Genomic DNA, 14,817 nt, shown 5'->3' on the forward strand with positions numbered 1-14,817 from the left:
GGAAACGCCGCCCGCCGGGAGTATCAGCGGCCGGTGAGGATACGCTCGACCAGCTGCTTCACGGTCGGGATGAAGCCGTTCGAATAGAACGGGTCCTGGCCGAAGCGATAGGCGTTGTGGCCGGCGAACATCAGGTTCCGCTCGAGCGCCCCGTCATGGCTGATGTCCTGCAGCGTCTTCTGGATGCAGAAGGACCGCGGGTCCGCCTTCTTGCCGTTCGAGAATTCCGGCTCGTGCTGCGACCAGTTGCTGAACCGGCACTGCGACAGGCAGCCCATGCAGTCGATCTGGTCCTGCACGATCTCCTGCGACTTCTCGGGCGTCACGAAGATCAGCGTGTTGTCGGGGGTGCGCATGGCCTCGACGAAGCCTTCCGCCTCCCACTGGTTCACCCGCGCCAGGTCGTGCGGCGCCAGGTACACCTTCCGCTTGCGCGGGCCGACGCCGTATTCGGCCAGATGCTCGCCCACCGGCTCGGTGGTGTAGGCGACCTGGCGCTCGTTGCGGTCCTCGAGCTCATGCAGGAATTCGTTGCGCACGGCGGAGGAATAGAAGCCGGTCGGCGAGAAGGGCTGCAACAGCACATCGCCCTTCTGCAAGGTCAGCAGCCGCTGCTTCCAGGCGTCGGAGATCGGACTCTCCTTCGTCACCAGCGGCCGGGTGCCGAACTGGAAGGCGACCGGCCCAAGCTCCGGGCTGTCGATCCAGTCCTCCCACTCCTCCAGCCACCAGACGCCGCCGGCCATGATGATCGGCACTTCGCCGAGGCCGAACTCGCGCATCTGCTGGCGCAGCTTCAGCACGCGGGGGAAGGGATCCTCGGGCTTCCGCGGATCCTCGGAATTCGACAGGCCGTTATGGCCGCCGGCCAGCCAGGGGTCCTCATAGACGACCCCGCCCAGCCATTCCCGCGTCTTGTGGTAGGCGCGCTTCCATAGCGCGCTGAAGGCGCGGGCGGAGGAGACGATGGGGTAATAGTGCACCCCGTAGTCGCGGGCGATGTCCGCGAGACGATAGGGCATGCCGGCACCGCAGGTGATGCCGTGAATGAGGCCCTTGGCCCCTTCCAGCATGCCGCGCGCGACGCGCTCCGCGCCCCCCATCTCCCACAGGATGTTGGCGTGGATGCGGCCCTTCCCGCCGGCCATGTCCCAGGCCTTCTTCGCCTGGGTGATGGCGCCGTCGATCGCGTAGCGCACGAGTTCCTCGTGCCGGTCGCGGCGGGTCTTGCCGTGATAGACTTGAGGAATCGGCCTGCCGTCCGCGTCGTAGGAATCGGCATTGACCGCGGAGAAGGTGCCGACCCCGCCAGAGGCCGCCCAGGCCCCGCAGGATGAACCGTTGGAGACGGAAACGCCCTTGCCGCCTTCCACCAGCGGCAGGACGTCCACACCCCCCATACGGATCGCGTTGATGGCCTTCAAGAACCGGCGCTCCCAGGGAACTTCATGACGGGAATATGGCATCGGCCAGGGCCCCTGTGCAGGGCCCCGGCCGCACCGGGTCCGGTTGTTACTCGGCGGCCTCGCCGCCGCGCTCGCGGCGCTCGCCACGGTCGCGACGCTCGCCACGGTCACGGCGTTCGCCGCGCTCCGGACGATCCTCGCCACCTTCACGGGGACGGCGGGCGCCGACCTGCTCGGTGATGTCCGCGCCCGTCGCCTGGTCGACCACGCGCATGGACAGCTTCACCTTGCCGCGGTCGTCGAAGCCGATGACCTTGACCTTCACCTGGTCGCCTTCCTTGACGACGTCGGTGGTCTTCTGGACACGCTCGTTCGCCAGCTCGGAGATGTGGACCAGGCCGTCCTTGGCGCCGAGGAAGTTCACGAAGGCGCCGAACTCGGCGGTCTTCACCACCTTGCCGTTGTAGATCACGCCGACCTCGGGCTCGGCCACGATGCCGCGGATCCAGTCGATCGCCCTCTGCGCCGCCTCGACCGAGGTCGCCGCCACCTTGATGGTGCCGTCGTCCTCGATGTCGATCTTGGTGCCGGTCTGCTCGGTGATCTCGCGGATCACCTTGCCGCCCGAGCCGATCACGTCGCGGATCTTGTCCTTCGGCACGGTGATCACGGTGATGCGCGGGGCCGTCGCCGCCACGTCGCCGCGGTGGCCGGTCAGGCCCTTGGCCATCTCGCCCAGGATGTGCAGACGGCCGTCCCTGGCCTGCTCCAGCGCGATCTTCATGATCTCGAAGGTGATGGACGTGATCTTGATGTCCATCTGCAGGCTGGTGATGCCGGCATCCGTGCCGGCCACCTTGAAGTCCATGTCGCCGAGGTGGTCCTCGTCGCCGAGGATGTCGGAGAGCACGGCGAAGCCGCGGTCTTCCTTGATCAGGCCCATGGCGATGCCCGCGCAGGGGCGCTTCAGCGGCACGCCGGCATCCATCAGCGAGAGCGAGGTGCCGCAGACCGTCGCCATCGAGGAGGAGCCGTTGGACTCCGTGATCTCGGACACCACGCGGATGGTGTAGGGGAACTTCTCCTTTTCCGGCAGCAGCGGGTGGATCGCGCGCCATGCCAGCTTGCCGTGGCCGACTTCGCGGCGGCCCGGGGAGCCCATGCGGCCCGTCTCGTTCACCGAGTAGGGGGGGAAGTTGTAGTGCAGCATGAAGTCCTCACGGTATTCGCCCGTGAGGGCGTCGATGATCTGCTCATCCTGCCCGGTGCCAAGCGTGGCGACGCACAGCGCCTGCGTCTCGCCGCGGGTGAACAGCGCCGAGCCGTGCGCGCGTGGCAGCACGCCCACCTCGGCCACGATCGGGCGCACCGTGCGGGTATCGCGCCCGTCGATCCGCTTGCCGGTGTCGAGGATGTTGTTGCGGACGACGTCGGCCTCGAGCTCCTTGAGCAGGCCCTTCGCCGCGGCGACGTCCGCGCCCTCGGCCTCGAGCGCCGCCAACACGGCCTTCTTCACAGCGCCGACCTTCTCCTGGCGGAGCAGCTTCTGCGTCTCGGTGTAGGCGACCGCCATGTCGGCGCGGCCGAGCTCGGCGATGCGGGCCTTCAGTGCCTTGGTCGCCTCGGATTCCTCGGGCAGCGCCCAAGGCTCCTTCGCCGCGACCTCGGCGAGCTCGATGATCGCCTGGATCACCGGCTGGAAGGACTTGTGGCCGTATTCCACGGCACCGAGCATGACTTCCTCGGTCAGCTCGCTGGCCTCGGATTCCACCATCAGCACGCCCTCGGCCGTGCCGGCGAGGACGAGGTCGAGCGCGCTGCCCTTCCGCTCCTCCGCGGTCGGGTTCAGCACGTACTGGCCGTTGATGTAGCCGACGCGCGCGCCGGCGATCGGGCCGAAGAACGGAATGCCCGAAAGCGTCAGCGCGGCGGAGCAGCCCACCATCGCGACGATGTCCGCCTCGTTCTCGAGATCATGCGACAGCACCGTCGCGACGACCTGCACCTCGTTGCGGAATCCATCCGGGAACAGCGGGCGGATGGGGCGGTCGATCAGGCGGGAGACCAGGGTCTCGAATTCGGAGGGCCGACCCTCGCGCTTGAAGAAGCCACCCGGGATCTTGCCCGCGGCGAAGGCCTTCTCCTGGTAGTTCACGGTCAGCGGGAAGAAGTCCTGGCCGGGCTTCACGGAACGGGCGCCGACCGCCGTGCAGAGCACGATGGTGTCGCCGAGCCGCGCCAGCACGGCGCCGTCGGCCTGGCGGGCGATCTTGCCCGTCTCCAGCACCAGCGTCTTGCCGCCCCAGTTGATTTCCTTGCGGAAGTAATTGTCGAACATTCGGTCGTCCTCTTGGGCGCCGTGCCCCCCTGGGCCCGGCGCGGACCGTGCCAGCCCTTCCTTCGGGCGATGGCACGGCGCGATGGGGCCGAATTCGGCCCCGGGATGCGACGCGGAGGGCGAAACAGGTCGGGACCGGGGGTCCAGGACCAAGGGCCGGTGTGTCGGCGTCTCGGGCGGCATGGGGTGGGCCCATCGCGCATCGCGCGACGGGAAGGCCGCCCATGTGGCCGGAAACGCCGCTCGGTCCGGTCCGGGTCCCGCGGCTTTCTCTGTCGGCCCGCCGCGGTCGCGGCGGTTGGCGCGCCGGCATCCGGCCGGACGTCACCGGGCGCCCATATGGCGTGGTTTCGGGGAAAACGCCATCGGAAACTCCCCGGGGAGGGCGCTGCCCTCCCCCGACCCCTCCCGCCAAAGGCCGAAAGGCCTCTGGACACCGGGATTTTATTGGCTTGGGGGTTCCAAGGGCCCTTAGGCCCTTGGCGGGGTGAGGTCCGGAGAGGGGCGGCGCCCCTCTCCGGCGCGGCCCGGCGTCGTCCCGAACGCCGCGCGAAATGCCGCCCCGAATGCCGGCGCGCTGGCGTACCCCACGGAAGCGGCGGCCCGTGCCGGCGGTACTCCATTGGCCAGCAGTGCCGCCGCTTCCGCCATGCGCAGCGCCTGCCGCCAGCGGGCGAAGCCCAACCCGGTCTCCGCCTGGAACAGCCGGCGCAGGGTGCGCGGGCTGGCACCGGTTTCGGCTGCCCAGTCCTCGAGTGTCAGCGGGCTCGCCGGATCCGCCGCCAGCGCCGCGACCAGGCGCAGCAGCCGGGGGTCGCGCGGCTGCGGCACCGACAGGGGCAGGGTTGGCGCACGGGCGATCTCTTCCAGGATCAGTGCAGCCAAGTGCCCGCCGCGGCCCTGCTCGTCCCATTCCAACGGCTCGGCGCAGGCGGCGAGGATCAATTCCCGCAGCAGTGGCGACACCGAGAGCACCGCCGGGCGCTCGGGCCCCGCGCGCCGGGCGGCGTCTGCCCGCAGGAACAGCGCGCGCATCGCCAGGCCGCTTGGCACCGCCACCGCATGCGGCAGCCCTGCCGGCAGCCAGAGCGCCCGCGCGGGCGGCACGGTGAAGCGCGCCGCGTCGGTGGTGACCCGCATGATCCCGGCTGTCGCGTAGAGAAGCTGTGCGCGGTCGTGGCTGTGCGGCGGGATGTCCTCCCCTTCCGCGTAGTCCCACGCGAAGGCCGCCAGCGGCCGGTCGACGCGGTCCTGTGGCAGGTCGCTCCGCGGGGCCGAAGTCTGGCCGTCCAACGACAGAATTTGGCCTGACGTCGCCATGGGGCCAGATTAGTCTGCCTCCAGGCCGCGACGGAAGCGGCAAGAGGAACCGCCATGACCCCGGCCACGCGCCAGGTGGTGTTCATCAACGCCGCCCACAGCTTCACCCATTACTGCCTGCTGATCCTGGCGACCGCCGTGCTTGCCATGGTGACACAGGAACGCGACCGCTTCGGCGCGGACTATGGACCGATCCTGGCACTCGGGACGGCGATGTTCGTCACCTATGGCCTTGGCGCGCTGCCGATGGGCTGGCTCGCCGCGAAGTTCGGGCGCAAGGCGCTGATGTCGGCCTTCTTCCTCGGCACCGGCTTCTTCATGGCGATGGCGGGGCTGATGGACAGCCCCGCCGGGGTTGGCGTGGCGCTTGGGCTGATGGGCTGCTTTTCGGCCATCTACCATCCGATCGGCACCGCCGTGCTGGTGGAGGCCGCCGGCGAGCGCGTCGGCCGCGCCATGGGCATCAACGGCGTGTTCGGCAATCTCGGCGTGGCGACGGCACCGATCGTCACCGCCTTCGTCGCGGCGACCTTCGGCTGGCGCTGGGCTTTCATCGCCCCCGGCGTCGCCTGCTTCCTGGTCGGCCTGCTCTACCTGCGGGAGCCCGAATTCGACGCCGTGAAGGCCGGCGGCGGTGCGCGCCCCTTCCCGGAGATCCCGCGCGCCGTCGTGCGCCGCGCGGTGACCATCCTGCTCGCCATCGCCGCGGTCTCGGGGCTGGTGTTCAATGCCTACACCCTGCTGATCCCGAAGCTGATGGAGGAGCGGCTGGCGAACAGTCCGGATCTCCTGCCGGTGGTCGGGCTGCTGGCCTTCCTCGCCACCATCTGCGGCGGCGTGACGCAGTTCACCGTGGGGCGGATGATCGACAGCCGCACGCTCAAGCGTGTCTTCATGCCGCTCGGCCTGGCGGTGGTGCCGGGGTTGATAGCGCTGTCCTTCCTCGACGGCTGGGCGGTGCTGCCGGTGGCTGGCCTGGTCGCCGCCTGCGTCTTCGGCCAGGTGACGGTGAACGAGACGATGACCGCCCGCTACGTGGCGCCGGAACTGCGGGCCAAGCTCTATTCCATCCGCTTCACCATCGGCTTCCTCGGCGCCGCGGTCGCTTCCCCGCTGGTCGGCTTCCTGCACGAGGCGACCGGCTCGCTCGCCGTCGCCATGCTCGTGCTCGCCGCGGTGGCCGGCGTCACTCTGGTCTGCGCTTTCGCCTTTCCGGACCGGCAGGAGGAGCTGAAGCCCGAGCTCTGGGCCATGGCGCCGGAACGCGCCGGCGAGCGCAACCGCGGCCCGCTGCCGGCCGAGTGATGCCGTCGAACCTCGCTGCCCTCGCTGCCGTGTCGGCGGCACGGCGCGAAGGTATCGCCTGCAGGGCTGGTATGGCGGCTGCGCGCGGAACCAGGATCGTCACCGCGGGTCCGCCGGAAGCCAAGCCGGCTTGAGGTCCTTCAGCCTCCGCGGCGTTCCGCGAGCGCGCGCAGCGCATCGCGCACCAGCGCCTCGGCGAATTCGGCGACGGCGCGCCAAGGCGGGCCGACCGCCGGCGCCGCGCTGCCCAGCGGAAAGATGGTGACCAAAGGCGGCGCGGCCGCACCCGGCTGCGGGCCACGCCACTGGACGCGAACCATTGCCGCACCCGGCAGGCGTTCCACCGCGAGACGGGCAGCGGCCTCGACCGCGCGACCCTGCTCGGCCAGGCCGTGGCTGTCGAGCAGGTCCTGTGAGAGTGTGACCAGTGCATCGAAGCCTAGCCTCGAAGCCCGACCGGCGTCGTCCGTGGGGCGGTGCATGATGCGGGTGGTAGCCTGTCAGCCGCCCCACCGCGAGTGTCTCGCCGTGTCAAGGACGCGTGGGACCGGCGGCTCGGAGGTCGATCTTGCATCCTCGGCGCCAACGCGGCTTTCTGCGCACATGCGTCTGCTCACCGGTCACGCGCGCCTTGCCGGGGTTCTCGGCTGGCCCGTCTCGCATTCCCGCTCGCCCCGCCTGCATGGCTATTGGCTCGAAACCCTCGGCATCGATGGGGCCTACCTGCCGCTCCCCGTTCATCCCGAGCACTTCGCCTCGGCGGTCCAGGCACTCGCCGATCTCGGCTTCCGCGGTGCCAACGTCACCATCCCGCACAAGCAGGCGGCCTTCGACGCCTGCGATGCAGTGGACGCCTCCGCCCTCCGCGCCGGCGCGGTGAACACGCTGGTTTTCCGCGATGGCCGCATCGAAGGTTCCAACACCGACGGCTTCGGCTTCCTGGAGAGCGTGCGGGAGCAGGCGCCGGGATGGTCCGCCGCCGACGGGCCTGCCGTGCTCCTCGGGGCCGGCGGGGCGGCACGGGCGGTCGCGGCGGCGCTGCTCGATGCCGGCTGCCCGCGCGTGACGCTCGTCAACCGAAGCGTCGCGCGGGCCGAGGCGCTGGCACGCGACCTTGGCGGCGCGATCGACGTCGCCGCCGAGGCGCCGCTTGGCGGCGCGGCGTTGCTAGTGAACACCACCTCCCTCGGCATGCAGGGGCAGCCGCCGCTCGCGATCGACCTGGCGCCGCTCGCGGCATCTTCCGTGGTGGCGGACATCGTCTACGTGCCGCTCGAGACGCCGCTGCTCGCCGCGGCGCGGGCACATGGCCTGCGCGCGGTGGACGGGCTCGGCATGCTGCTGCACCAGGCGCGGCCGGGCTTCGAAGCCTGGTTCGGGGTCGCCCCGCGCGTCGATGCGGCGCTCCGTGCCACCGTCGCCACCGATATCCCGAAGACCGCGGCATGATCGTTCTCGGCCTCACCGGCGGGATCGGAATGGGCAAGTCCACCGCTTCCGCCACCTTCCGCCGCCTCGGCGTGCCGGTCTTCGACGCCGACGCCGCGGTGCATGCCTTGCAGGCCCCGGGTGGCCGCGCGGTCGGACCGATCGGCGCGGCCTTTCCCGGCGCCGTGACGCAGGGACGGGTCAACCGGGAAGTGCTGCGCCGCGCCGTGCTCGGCAATGATGCCGCGCTCAAGCGCCTCGAAAGCATCGTCCATCCGCTGGTCCGCGACGAGGAACGCCGCTTCCTCGCCGCAGCGCGGCGAGCCAGGCGCCGCATCGTGGTCCTCGATGTGCCCCTGCTGTTCGAAACAGGGGGCGAGAAGCGGGTGGACCAGGTCGTCGTCGTCTCCGCGCCGCCCGCCGTGCAACGCGTGCGAGTCCTGCAGCGCGGCGGCATGACGGAGGAACGCCTCGCCGCCATCCGTGCCCGCCAGATGCCCGACCGCGAGAAGCGCCGCCGGGCCGACCACGTGGTGCAGGCGGGAATCAGCCGGTACTTCGCCCAGGCGGCGATCCGTCGGCTGGTGCTGCGGTTGCGCGGCGCCGCTCCAATCCGTTGAAGGCTTTCCGGGCCCCGATGGCGTCCGGGGGCAGAGCCCCGGCCCGTTTCCTGCTAGCTTCGCCGCATGCGCCAGATCGTCTTGGACACCGAAACCACGGGCCTGGAACCTTCCCAGGGCGACCGTGTCATCGAAGTCGCCGCTGTCGAGTTGGTCAACCTGCTGCCGACCGGCGCCACCTTCCACTGCCTGGTCGACCCGGAGCGCGACATTCCCGCCGAGGCCACCCGAGTCCACGGCTTCACCAATGGCGACCTGGCCGGCAAGCCGAAATTCTCCGAGATCGCGGAAGACATGCTCGCCTTCCTCGGTGATGCCCCGATCATCGCCCACAATGCGCCCTTCGATTTCGGCTTCCTCGATGCGGAACTGACCCGCGCCGGCCGCCCGCCGCTCGACCGGACCCGCATGGTCGACAGCCTGGCCATCGCCAAGGAACGCTACCCCGGCATGCCCAACAGCCTGGACGCACTGTGCCGGCGCCTCGGCATCGACAACTCGATGCGCAGTTCGCACAATGCGATCCTGGACTGCAGGCTGCTTGCACAGGTCTACCTGGAACTGATGGGAGGCAAGCAGCCAGGACTCGAACTGGCGGCGTCCATCCGGACGGCGGGGCCAGTGCTGGCCGCGGAGACCGTGAGCTGGACACCTCGCCCGATCCTGGTGCCGGAGGAACGCGCGGTGGCGCATGCCGCCTTCGTCGGCAGCAAGGTGAAGGAGGCGCTCTGGCTGCAGCCGCCCTTCGCTCCAGGGAAGGATGGGTGAACCGTCGGGGCCCTCCCCCTCGAACACCCGGCAAGAAACTCGGCTTCCTGCACCTTCGGCGGAATTCGGTCGTCATACCGGCTATTGCGCCGTGTCAGCCGAAGGGAGCAGTTCGAAACTTCGCGCACCCCCGATCAGGGCTGCTCTTCTTTCCAGGGTTCCACGCAGATCTCGGTTTCCAAGGTCCTCTTGGAGCCTGGCGGCGAGGATCCGAGCCGGGCGGAACCTCCTCGCCGCGGCCGCACCGACGCGCTTCCGTCGCCTTGCTGGAAGCGGCTGCCGCGCACCTTGCCTCACGGCAACCGCTCCAGCCTCTTGTTTTCGCGAGCATCTTTGCCCGATCAGGTGATTCCACCTGATCGGGATCTGCTCTAGGCCGAGCGCAGTATCCGCATCAGCGCCGTCACGTGTTCCGGCGGGGTCTGCGGTACGATTCCGTGCCCGAGGTTGAACACGTAGGGCCTTCCTCGCATCGCCGCGAGGATCGAGCGCGTCTCGGCTTCCAATGCCGCTCCTCCGGCCACGAGCGCCAGCGGGTCGAGATTGCCCTGCAGCGCCATGGCCGGAGGCACCGCCTGGGCCGCCCAGCGCGGATCCATGGCGGTGTCCATGGCCGTGGCATCGATGCCGGCCCGCGCCGCATAGTCGGCCAGCAGCGGTCCAGCGAAGCGCGGGAAGCCGATCAGCGGAACGCCGGGGCAACGTCGGCGCAGGGTCCGGACGATGGCAGCGGTGGGTTCGATCACCCAGCGGCGGAACTGCCCGGGGGAGAGCATGCCCGCCCAGGAATCGAAGATCATCAGTGCCTCGGCACCTGCTTCGACCTGGGCGACGAGGTATTCCGTCGTCGCTTCCTGCAAGGTGCGGATCAGCCGCCCGAACAGCGGCGGATCGGCATAGGCGAGGCCTCGCGCAGCCGCGAATTCCTTGCTGCCGCGACCTTCGAGCATGTAGCACGCAACCGTGAAGCAGCCGCCGGCGAAGCCGATCAGCGCCGTGCGCGGTGCCTCGGCCGCGAGGCCTTCGCGGACACGGGCGACCGTTTCCAGGATCGGCGCAACACGGCTGACCAGACGGGACGGATCCAGCGCGGCGATCGCCTCCGCACTGCGCAGCGGTTCGAGCAAGGGGCCCTCGCCTTCCGCGAAGCGCAACGGCTGCCCGAGCGCCCAGGGCACCATCAGGATATCGGAAAAGAGGATCGCGCCCTCCATCCCATAGCGGCGGATGGGCTGCAAGGTGACCTCGGCGGCAAGCTCGGGCGTCGTGCACAGCGTGACGAAGTCCCCGGCGCGCGCGCGGATCTCCCGGTATTCCGGCAGGTAGCGGCCCGCCTGGCGCATCAGCCAGGCCGGGGGCGGCCAGACCGCCTCTCCGCCCAGGGCTCGCAGGAGAGGCTTGGCCGGCACGGCGGCGCGATCACTGTCCATGGCCCTCCCTCTCGCAAAGATTCAGGATTCAAGGAAGGCTGGGATAGGGGTTGGGCCTGTGGATGGCGGGGACGCAGTCCATCCTCCTCCGACCCACGGCGTTGTCCACAGGCCCGGTGATCACAGACACCGCGGCGGGCCTTGGCCGCGCGGCGATGTCCACGGCTTCCCGGTGGGGTGCCGGCGGATCGTCCCCGGTCCGGCCGGCCGCGGACATCCGGGTCCTTCATCCCCGCTGGCCTGTCGGCGCGTGGATTCAGTCCCCGTCATCCACAGTGATTCACGCTATTCTCCCCGGCGATGCCGCAGCGACAGATCAACCTCCACCTCGTCTCGGATTCCACCGGGGAAACGCTCAATTCGATCGCGCGGGCGACGCTTGCGCGCTTCGACAATCATCATGTGATCCACCACCGGTGGTCGCTGGTGCGGTCGCGCCTGCAACTCGATCGGGTGCTGGAAGGGATCGAGCACGAACCCGGACCCGTGCTCTATACCCTGGTCGATTCCAGCCTGCGCCTGGCGCTGGAGGAGACCTGCGGGCGGGTCGGCGTGCAGTGCTTCTCTCCTCTCGATCCGGTGATGGACCTGCTGCAGGGCGCGATCGGCGCTCGCGCCAAGGAGAAGCGGGCGGCGCAGCACGTGATGGACGCCGACTACTTCCGCCGCATCGATGCCATGCACTACGTGCTGTCGCACGATGACGGGCAAGGCACGCTCGGCATCCGGGACGCGGATGTGGTGCTGGTGGGAGTTTCGCGGTCGTCGAAGACACCGACCTGCTTCTATCTGGCGAACCGCGGCATCAAGGCTGCGAACGTGCCGCTCGTACCGGGGGCGGCCCTGCCGACGGCCCTCGAGGATCCGCCCTGCCCTGTCGTCGGGTTGCACATCGAGGCGAATGCGCTGATCGACATTCGCCGCCACCGCTTGAAGATCATCGGCGCCGCCGGAGTGCGGCACGACGCCAGCGACTATATCGATCCGGAGGCGGTGAAGGCGGAGATCATCGCCGCGCGGCGGCTCTGCAGCTCCCGTGGCTGGCCGGTGATCGACGTGACGAGGCGCAGCATCGAGGAGACGGCGGCGACGGTGCTGCAACTGATGGAGGCATGGCACGCGCGCCGGAAGGACGGAGCGCCGACGCACACGCCGGAGGATCCTGCCGCCGCGGTGCTCGGTACGCCGGGGCGTGGACCGTGATCCAGGCGGAGGTCCCGCGGATCATCCTCGCTTCCGCGTCCTCGGCCCGCCGTTCCGTGCTGGAGGGCGCGGGGCTGCGCTTCGAGGCGCGGCCGGCGGCGGTGGACGAGTCCGCGATCAAGGAAGCTGCGCAGGCGGAGGGCATTCCGCCGGCCGAGGCCGCGTTGATGCTGGCCGATGCCAAGGCGGAGCGCATCGGGCGGCGCGACCCCGAGGCGCTGGTGATCGGCTGCGACCAGTTGCTGGTCTGCGAGGGGGCCTGGTTCGACAAACCGGCGGATGTCGCCGCAGCGCGGTCGCACCTGCGGGCGCTGCGTGGCAGGCCGCATGATCTGGTGACCGCTGTGGTCTGCCATCGTCATGGCGGTCGGGTCTGGCAGCACGTCGCCGTCCCGCGACTGACGATGCGCGTCTTCTCCGAGACCTTCCTCGATGCCTATCTGGCGGCCGAAGCCGAGCATGTGACTCAATCCGTCGGGGCCTATCGGCTGGAGGGTCCCGGCGTGCAGCTCTTCGACCGCGTGCAGGGCGAACACTCGGCCATCCTCGGCCTGCCGCTGCTGCCCCTGCTCGGGTTCCTCCGCCAGCACGGTGCGCTGTTGGCGTAGGCCATCCCCGAGGTCGGAGTCCCGAAGGAAGGAGGGGGTGCTGGGGGAGTTCCCTCCCGCGGCGCCTTCCCTCTACAGCAGCGCCCGGACAACCACCATCGCCGCGAGCCCTGCCATCAGCGCCGGCAGCATCCGCCTATGCATCGCGAGGCAGGCCGCGATCCCGACCGCGAGCCCTGCCAGCCGTGCTGCGAGCGGCACTTCGGCCAATGCCCCCGCTGGCGCGACGATGGCCAGCGTCACGAAGGCTGCGAGGGTCGCCTGCGCCACCGCTGTCGCCCAGGCGATGGCCGGGTGTTCGCTGGTGAGCCCACCGGCCAGCCAGACGCCGGCAAGGCGCAGCCCCAGGCAGGCGAGTGCCGTCAGGGCAAGTGCGAGGTCAGCGGCCGTCATGCCCTCGTCCAAGCAGGAAGGCCACCGTGCCGCCGGCAAGCCCGGCCGCCAGCAGTGCGATCGAGGCCGGTAGGACGAAGGCGAGCGAAGCCGCCGCCGCGCCGCAGAGCACGGCCCGCCGTGGAGCCGGCCTGTCGAGGTCGGCCGCCAGCAGGAGCGCGTAGTAGAGCGGATTGACGAAGAGCAGGGCCGCGCGCGCGTCAGCCCCCAAGGCACCGGCGACGTAGAAGCCCGACAGGGAGGCCGCGCCCGCCACCACCCAGGAGGTCAGCCCGAAGCCGATGAACCAGGAAACCCGCGCGGGCCGATCCACCGCCGGCAGGGCGCGCATGGCTGCGGCCCAGGGTGTCACGGCGATGAAGGGGACGGCGGGCAGCAGGGCACGGCGGCGGCGCGCGGAGAGGACGGGCGTGAGCGAAACCGCCATGGGAAGGAAGCGAGCGTTCACCGCAACGGCGCCCATGACCGCCGCGCCGATGCCGCCCGCCCATCCGGTCGCCGCGGCCTGCACCAGCACGAGTTGACCGGGCATGCCGTAGATTCCCCAGCAGGCGAGCAGGGCCCAGCCGGGGGAAAGCCCGGCCTCCCGGACCGCTGCGCCGAAGGCGAGGAAGGTCGCGGCCATCGCGACGCCTGGGGCGCCGAGGGCCTCGCGCAGACCCGGCAGGAAGGCGTTGGCGGGTGAGCTGGTCACAGCGCCATGCTGCCACGGTATGGCGCGCGCGCCAGCCTTGACGTGGTGCTGTAGCCGGCGCTTCTGGCGCGGTCAGGCATGCTGGGGGCAGGTTTCGTGACATTGACGCTCTATCCCGCCATCGACCTTAAGGGCGGACAGGTCGTCCGGCTGAAGCGCGGGGAGATGGACCAGGCGACGATCTATGCCGAGGATCCGGCGGCGCAGGCGCGGGCCTTCGTCGAGGCGGGCTTCTCCTGGGTGCATGTGGTGGACCTGGACGGCGCCTTCGCCGGCAAGCCGGCGAATGCCGAGGCGGTGCGCGGTATCCTCGCCGCCGTGCCGGGGGCGAAGGTGCAGCTCGGCGGCGGCATCCGCACCATGGCGGTGGCCGAGGCATGGCTCACGGCGGGGGTGACGCGGATCATCCTCGGCAGCGCGGCGGTGAAGGATCCTGATTTCGCGCGGGCGGCGTGCAAGGCGTTTCCCGGTCGGGTGGCGCTCGGGATCGACGCACGGGAAGGCATGGTCGCGACCGAGGGCTGGGCGGAGACGAGCGATGTCTCCGCGACCGAGCTCGCGCAGCGCCTGGAGGCGTCCGGCGCTGCCGCGGTGATCTACACCGACATCGCCCGGGACGGGATGCTGAGCGGGGTGAACGTTGCGGCGACAGCGGCGCTGGCGCGGGCGGTGAGCCTGCCGGTGATCGCCTCGGGCGGCGTCGCGGGGGTCGAGGACCTGGTCGCGCTGCGCGCGGCCGGCGCCGGGATCGAAGGCGCGATCATCGGCCGGGCGCTGTATGACGGGCGGATCGATCCGCGGGCTGCGCTGACGGCGGCAAGGTAGTCATTCGGAGCTGCCGCCGCCGCTGTCCGAGCTGGTGCCGCCGGAACTGCTGCCCGTATCGACATCGCCGGCCGGCGAGCCGCCGCCATCGGCGTGGCGCTTGTCCTCGAACGCTTCGGGTAGGGTGGCGATGGCCCCGGCGGCGGCACCACGCGTCAACGTGTTGTCGTCGGGCCGCCAGCCGCCATCCCAACCGCCGTCCTGCTGGCCCGCGCTTTCCCTACGACCTTGCCGGTCCAGCGCCGCGCGATAGGCTGCCTTCCGCCGCGCGCTCCACCAGAAGCGGGCCGTGCCGCGTTCGATCTCCGCCTCGGTGAATGCGAACCCGTCCCCGAGCCCGCCGATTCCGCGCATCTGACCTTCCCTTCGCTCAACATAGCTTCTCTTGACCTCGGGCATCATTCCGTCCGAGACGGTTTCGATCCAACGGTGCTCCGCGATCGGGCGCCGTTTTCCGGACAAGTGAAAGGATCATCCGC

The 14,817-nt window shown here is 70.2% G+C and carries 15 protein-coding genes; 7 read left to right on the forward strand and 8 right to left on the reverse strand.

Annotated features, from left to right (window positions below; genetic code table 11):
- Positions 1 to 23 precede the first annotated feature (23 nt).
- From GXW74_RS14950 to GXW74_RS14960, 3 genes are all read right to left on the reverse strand, one after another.
- Positions 24 to 1,424 carry an NAD(P)H-dependent flavin oxidoreductase gene (locus GXW74_RS14950; RefSeq protein WP_211847319.1) on the reverse strand — a complete coding sequence of 467 codons (1,401 nt, stop codon included), beginning with the start codon at positions 1,422 to 1,424 and terminating at the stop codon, positions 24 to 26.
- An 88-nt stretch (positions 1,425 to 1,512) separates the two neighbouring features.
- Positions 1,513 to 3,744, reverse strand: coding sequence for a polyribonucleotide nucleotidyltransferase (gene pnp, locus GXW74_RS14955; RefSeq protein ID WP_211847320.1), 2,232 nt, complete (start codon positions 3,742 to 3,744; stop codon positions 1,513 to 1,515).
- Between the two features lie 471 nt (positions 3,745 to 4,215).
- Positions 4,216 to 5,037 carry an AraC family transcriptional regulator gene (locus GXW74_RS14960; RefSeq protein ID WP_246523384.1) on the reverse strand — a complete coding sequence of 274 codons (822 nt, stop codon included), beginning with the start codon at positions 5,035 to 5,037 and terminating at the stop codon, positions 4,216 to 4,218.
- Between the two features lie 81 nt (positions 5,038 to 5,118).
- Between GXW74_RS14960 and GXW74_RS14965 the strand changes: the two genes are divergently transcribed.
- Entirely contained in the window at positions 5,119 to 6,369 is a 1,251-nt protein-coding gene (locus GXW74_RS14965; protein ID WP_211847322.1) for an MFS transporter, read from the forward strand.
- A 140-nt stretch (positions 6,370 to 6,509) separates the two neighbouring features.
- Here GXW74_RS14965 and GXW74_RS14970 read toward each other — a convergent pair whose 3' ends face one another.
- Positions 6,510 to 6,851 (reverse strand): hypothetical protein, encoded by a 342-nt coding sequence (locus tag GXW74_RS14970; RefSeq protein WP_211847323.1) that lies wholly within the window; start codon positions 6,849 to 6,851, stop codon positions 6,510 to 6,512.
- Positions 6,852 to 6,972: 121 nt separating this feature from the next.
- On the opposite strand from GXW74_RS14970, the gene GXW74_RS14975 reads away from it, so the two are divergent.
- The 3 genes from GXW74_RS14975 to dnaQ all read left to right on the forward strand — a co-directional run bounded on the left by GXW74_RS14975 (position 6,973) and on the right by dnaQ (position 9,185).
- Positions 6,973 to 7,818 (forward strand): shikimate dehydrogenase, encoded by an 846-nt coding sequence (locus GXW74_RS14975; protein WP_456306984.1) that lies wholly within the window; start codon positions 6,973 to 6,975, stop codon positions 7,816 to 7,818.
- Positions 7,815 to 8,417 carry a dephospho-CoA kinase gene (gene coaE / locus GXW74_RS14980; RefSeq protein ID WP_211847324.1) on the forward strand — a complete coding sequence of 201 codons (603 nt, stop codon included), beginning with the start codon at positions 7,815 to 7,817 and terminating at the stop codon, positions 8,415 to 8,417. Before GXW74_RS14975 ends, coaE begins: the two co-directional genes overlap by 4 nt.
- Positions 8,418 to 8,483: 66 nt before the next feature.
- Positions 8,484 to 9,185: a DNA polymerase III subunit epsilon gene (gene dnaQ, locus GXW74_RS14985; RefSeq protein ID WP_211847325.1), complete on the forward strand. Its 702-nt coding sequence runs from the start codon at positions 8,484 to 8,486 to the stop codon at positions 9,183 to 9,185.
- A 371-nt stretch (positions 9,186 to 9,556) separates the two neighbouring features.
- On the opposite strand, the gene hemE is transcribed toward dnaQ, so the two are convergent.
- Positions 9,557 to 10,615, reverse strand: a complete 1,059-nt coding sequence (gene hemE, locus GXW74_RS14990; protein ID WP_211847326.1) for a uroporphyrinogen decarboxylase — start codon at positions 10,613 to 10,615, stop codon at positions 9,557 to 9,559.
- 300 nt (positions 10,616 to 10,915) lie between these two features.
- On the opposite strand from hemE, the gene GXW74_RS14995 reads away from it, so the two are divergent.
- Positions 10,916 to 11,818, forward strand: a complete 903-nt coding sequence (locus tag GXW74_RS14995; RefSeq protein ID WP_211847327.1) for a pyruvate, water dikinase regulatory protein — start codon at positions 10,916 to 10,918, stop codon at positions 11,816 to 11,818.
- Entirely contained in the window at positions 11,815 to 12,426 is a 612-nt protein-coding gene (locus GXW74_RS15000; RefSeq protein ID WP_338148244.1) for a Maf family protein, read from the forward strand. Before GXW74_RS14995 ends, GXW74_RS15000 begins: the two co-directional genes overlap by 4 nt.
- A gap of 72 nt (positions 12,427 to 12,498) precedes the next feature.
- On the opposite strand, the gene GXW74_RS15005 is transcribed toward GXW74_RS15000, so the two are convergent.
- The gene (locus GXW74_RS15005; RefSeq protein WP_211847329.1) at positions 12,499 to 12,819 is read right to left on the reverse strand and encodes an AzlD domain-containing protein; all 321 of its coding nucleotides are present in this window, start codon (positions 12,817 to 12,819) and stop codon (positions 12,499 to 12,501) included.
- Complete coding sequence (locus GXW74_RS15010; protein ID WP_211847330.1) at positions 12,806 to 13,513, reverse strand: AzlC family ABC transporter permease; 708 nt, start codon at positions 13,511 to 13,513, stop codon at positions 12,806 to 12,808. The genes GXW74_RS15005 and GXW74_RS15010 overlap by 14 nt, the downstream gene beginning before the upstream one ends.
- Positions 13,514 to 13,609: 96 nt before the next feature.
- Here GXW74_RS15010 and hisA point away from each other — a divergent pair, with 96 nt between their 5' ends.
- Positions 13,610 to 14,338 carry a 1-(5-phosphoribosyl)-5-[(5-phosphoribosylamino)methylideneamino]imidazole-4-carboxamide isomerase gene (hisA, locus tag GXW74_RS15015; RefSeq protein WP_211847416.1) on the forward strand — a complete coding sequence of 243 codons (729 nt, stop codon included), beginning with the start codon at positions 13,610 to 13,612 and terminating at the stop codon, positions 14,336 to 14,338.
- Here hisA and GXW74_RS15020 read toward each other — a convergent pair whose 3' ends face one another.
- Complete coding sequence (locus GXW74_RS15020; RefSeq protein ID WP_211847331.1) at positions 14,339 to 14,737, reverse strand: hypothetical protein; 399 nt, start codon at positions 14,735 to 14,737, stop codon at positions 14,339 to 14,341. It abuts the gene before it with no gap.
- Positions 14,738 to 14,817: the final 80 nt, after the last annotated feature.

The organism is Neoroseomonas eburnea, assembly GCF_018129005.1.
Taxonomy (GTDB): Bacteria; Pseudomonadota; Alphaproteobacteria; order Acetobacterales; family Acetobacteraceae; genus Neoroseomonas; species Neoroseomonas eburnea.

Bases quoted from the DNA above. Each gene is read 5' to 3' on its own strand.
- GXW74_RS15005 (WP_211847329.1), bottom strand. From the start codon at position 12,819: ATGACGGCCGCTGACCTCGCACTTGCCCTGACGGCACTCGCCTGCCTG.
- GXW74_RS15020 (WP_211847331.1), bottom strand. From the start codon at position 14,737: ATGCCCGAGGTCAAGAGAAGCTATGTTGAGCGAAGGGAAGGTCAGATG.
- GXW74_RS14970 (WP_211847323.1), bottom strand. From the start codon at position 6,851: ATGCACCGCCCCACGGACGACGCCGGTCGGGCTTCGAGGCTAGGCTTC.
- dnaQ (WP_211847325.1), top strand. From the start codon at position 8,484: ATGCGCCAGATCGTCTTGGACACCGAAACCACGGGCCTGGAACCTTCC.
- coaE (WP_211847324.1), top strand. From the start codon at position 7,815: ATGATCGTTCTCGGCCTCACCGGCGGGATCGGAATGGGCAAGTCCACC.
- GXW74_RS14965 (WP_211847322.1), top strand. From the start codon at position 5,119: ATGACCCCGGCCACGCGCCAGGTGGTGTTCATCAACGCCGCCCACAGC.
- GXW74_RS14975 (WP_456306984.1), top strand. From the start codon at position 6,973: ATGCGTCTGCTCACCGGTCACGCGCGCCTTGCCGGGGTTCTCGGCTGG.
- GXW74_RS14995 (WP_211847327.1), top strand. From the start codon at position 10,916: ATGCCGCAGCGACAGATCAACCTCCACCTCGTCTCGGATTCCACCGGG.
- hemE (WP_211847326.1), bottom strand. From the start codon at position 10,615: ATGGACAGTGATCGCGCCGCCGTGCCGGCCAAGCCTCTCCTGCGAGCC.
- pnp (WP_211847320.1), bottom strand. From the start codon at position 3,744: ATGTTCGACAATTACTTCCGCAAGGAAATCAACTGGGGCGGCAAGACG.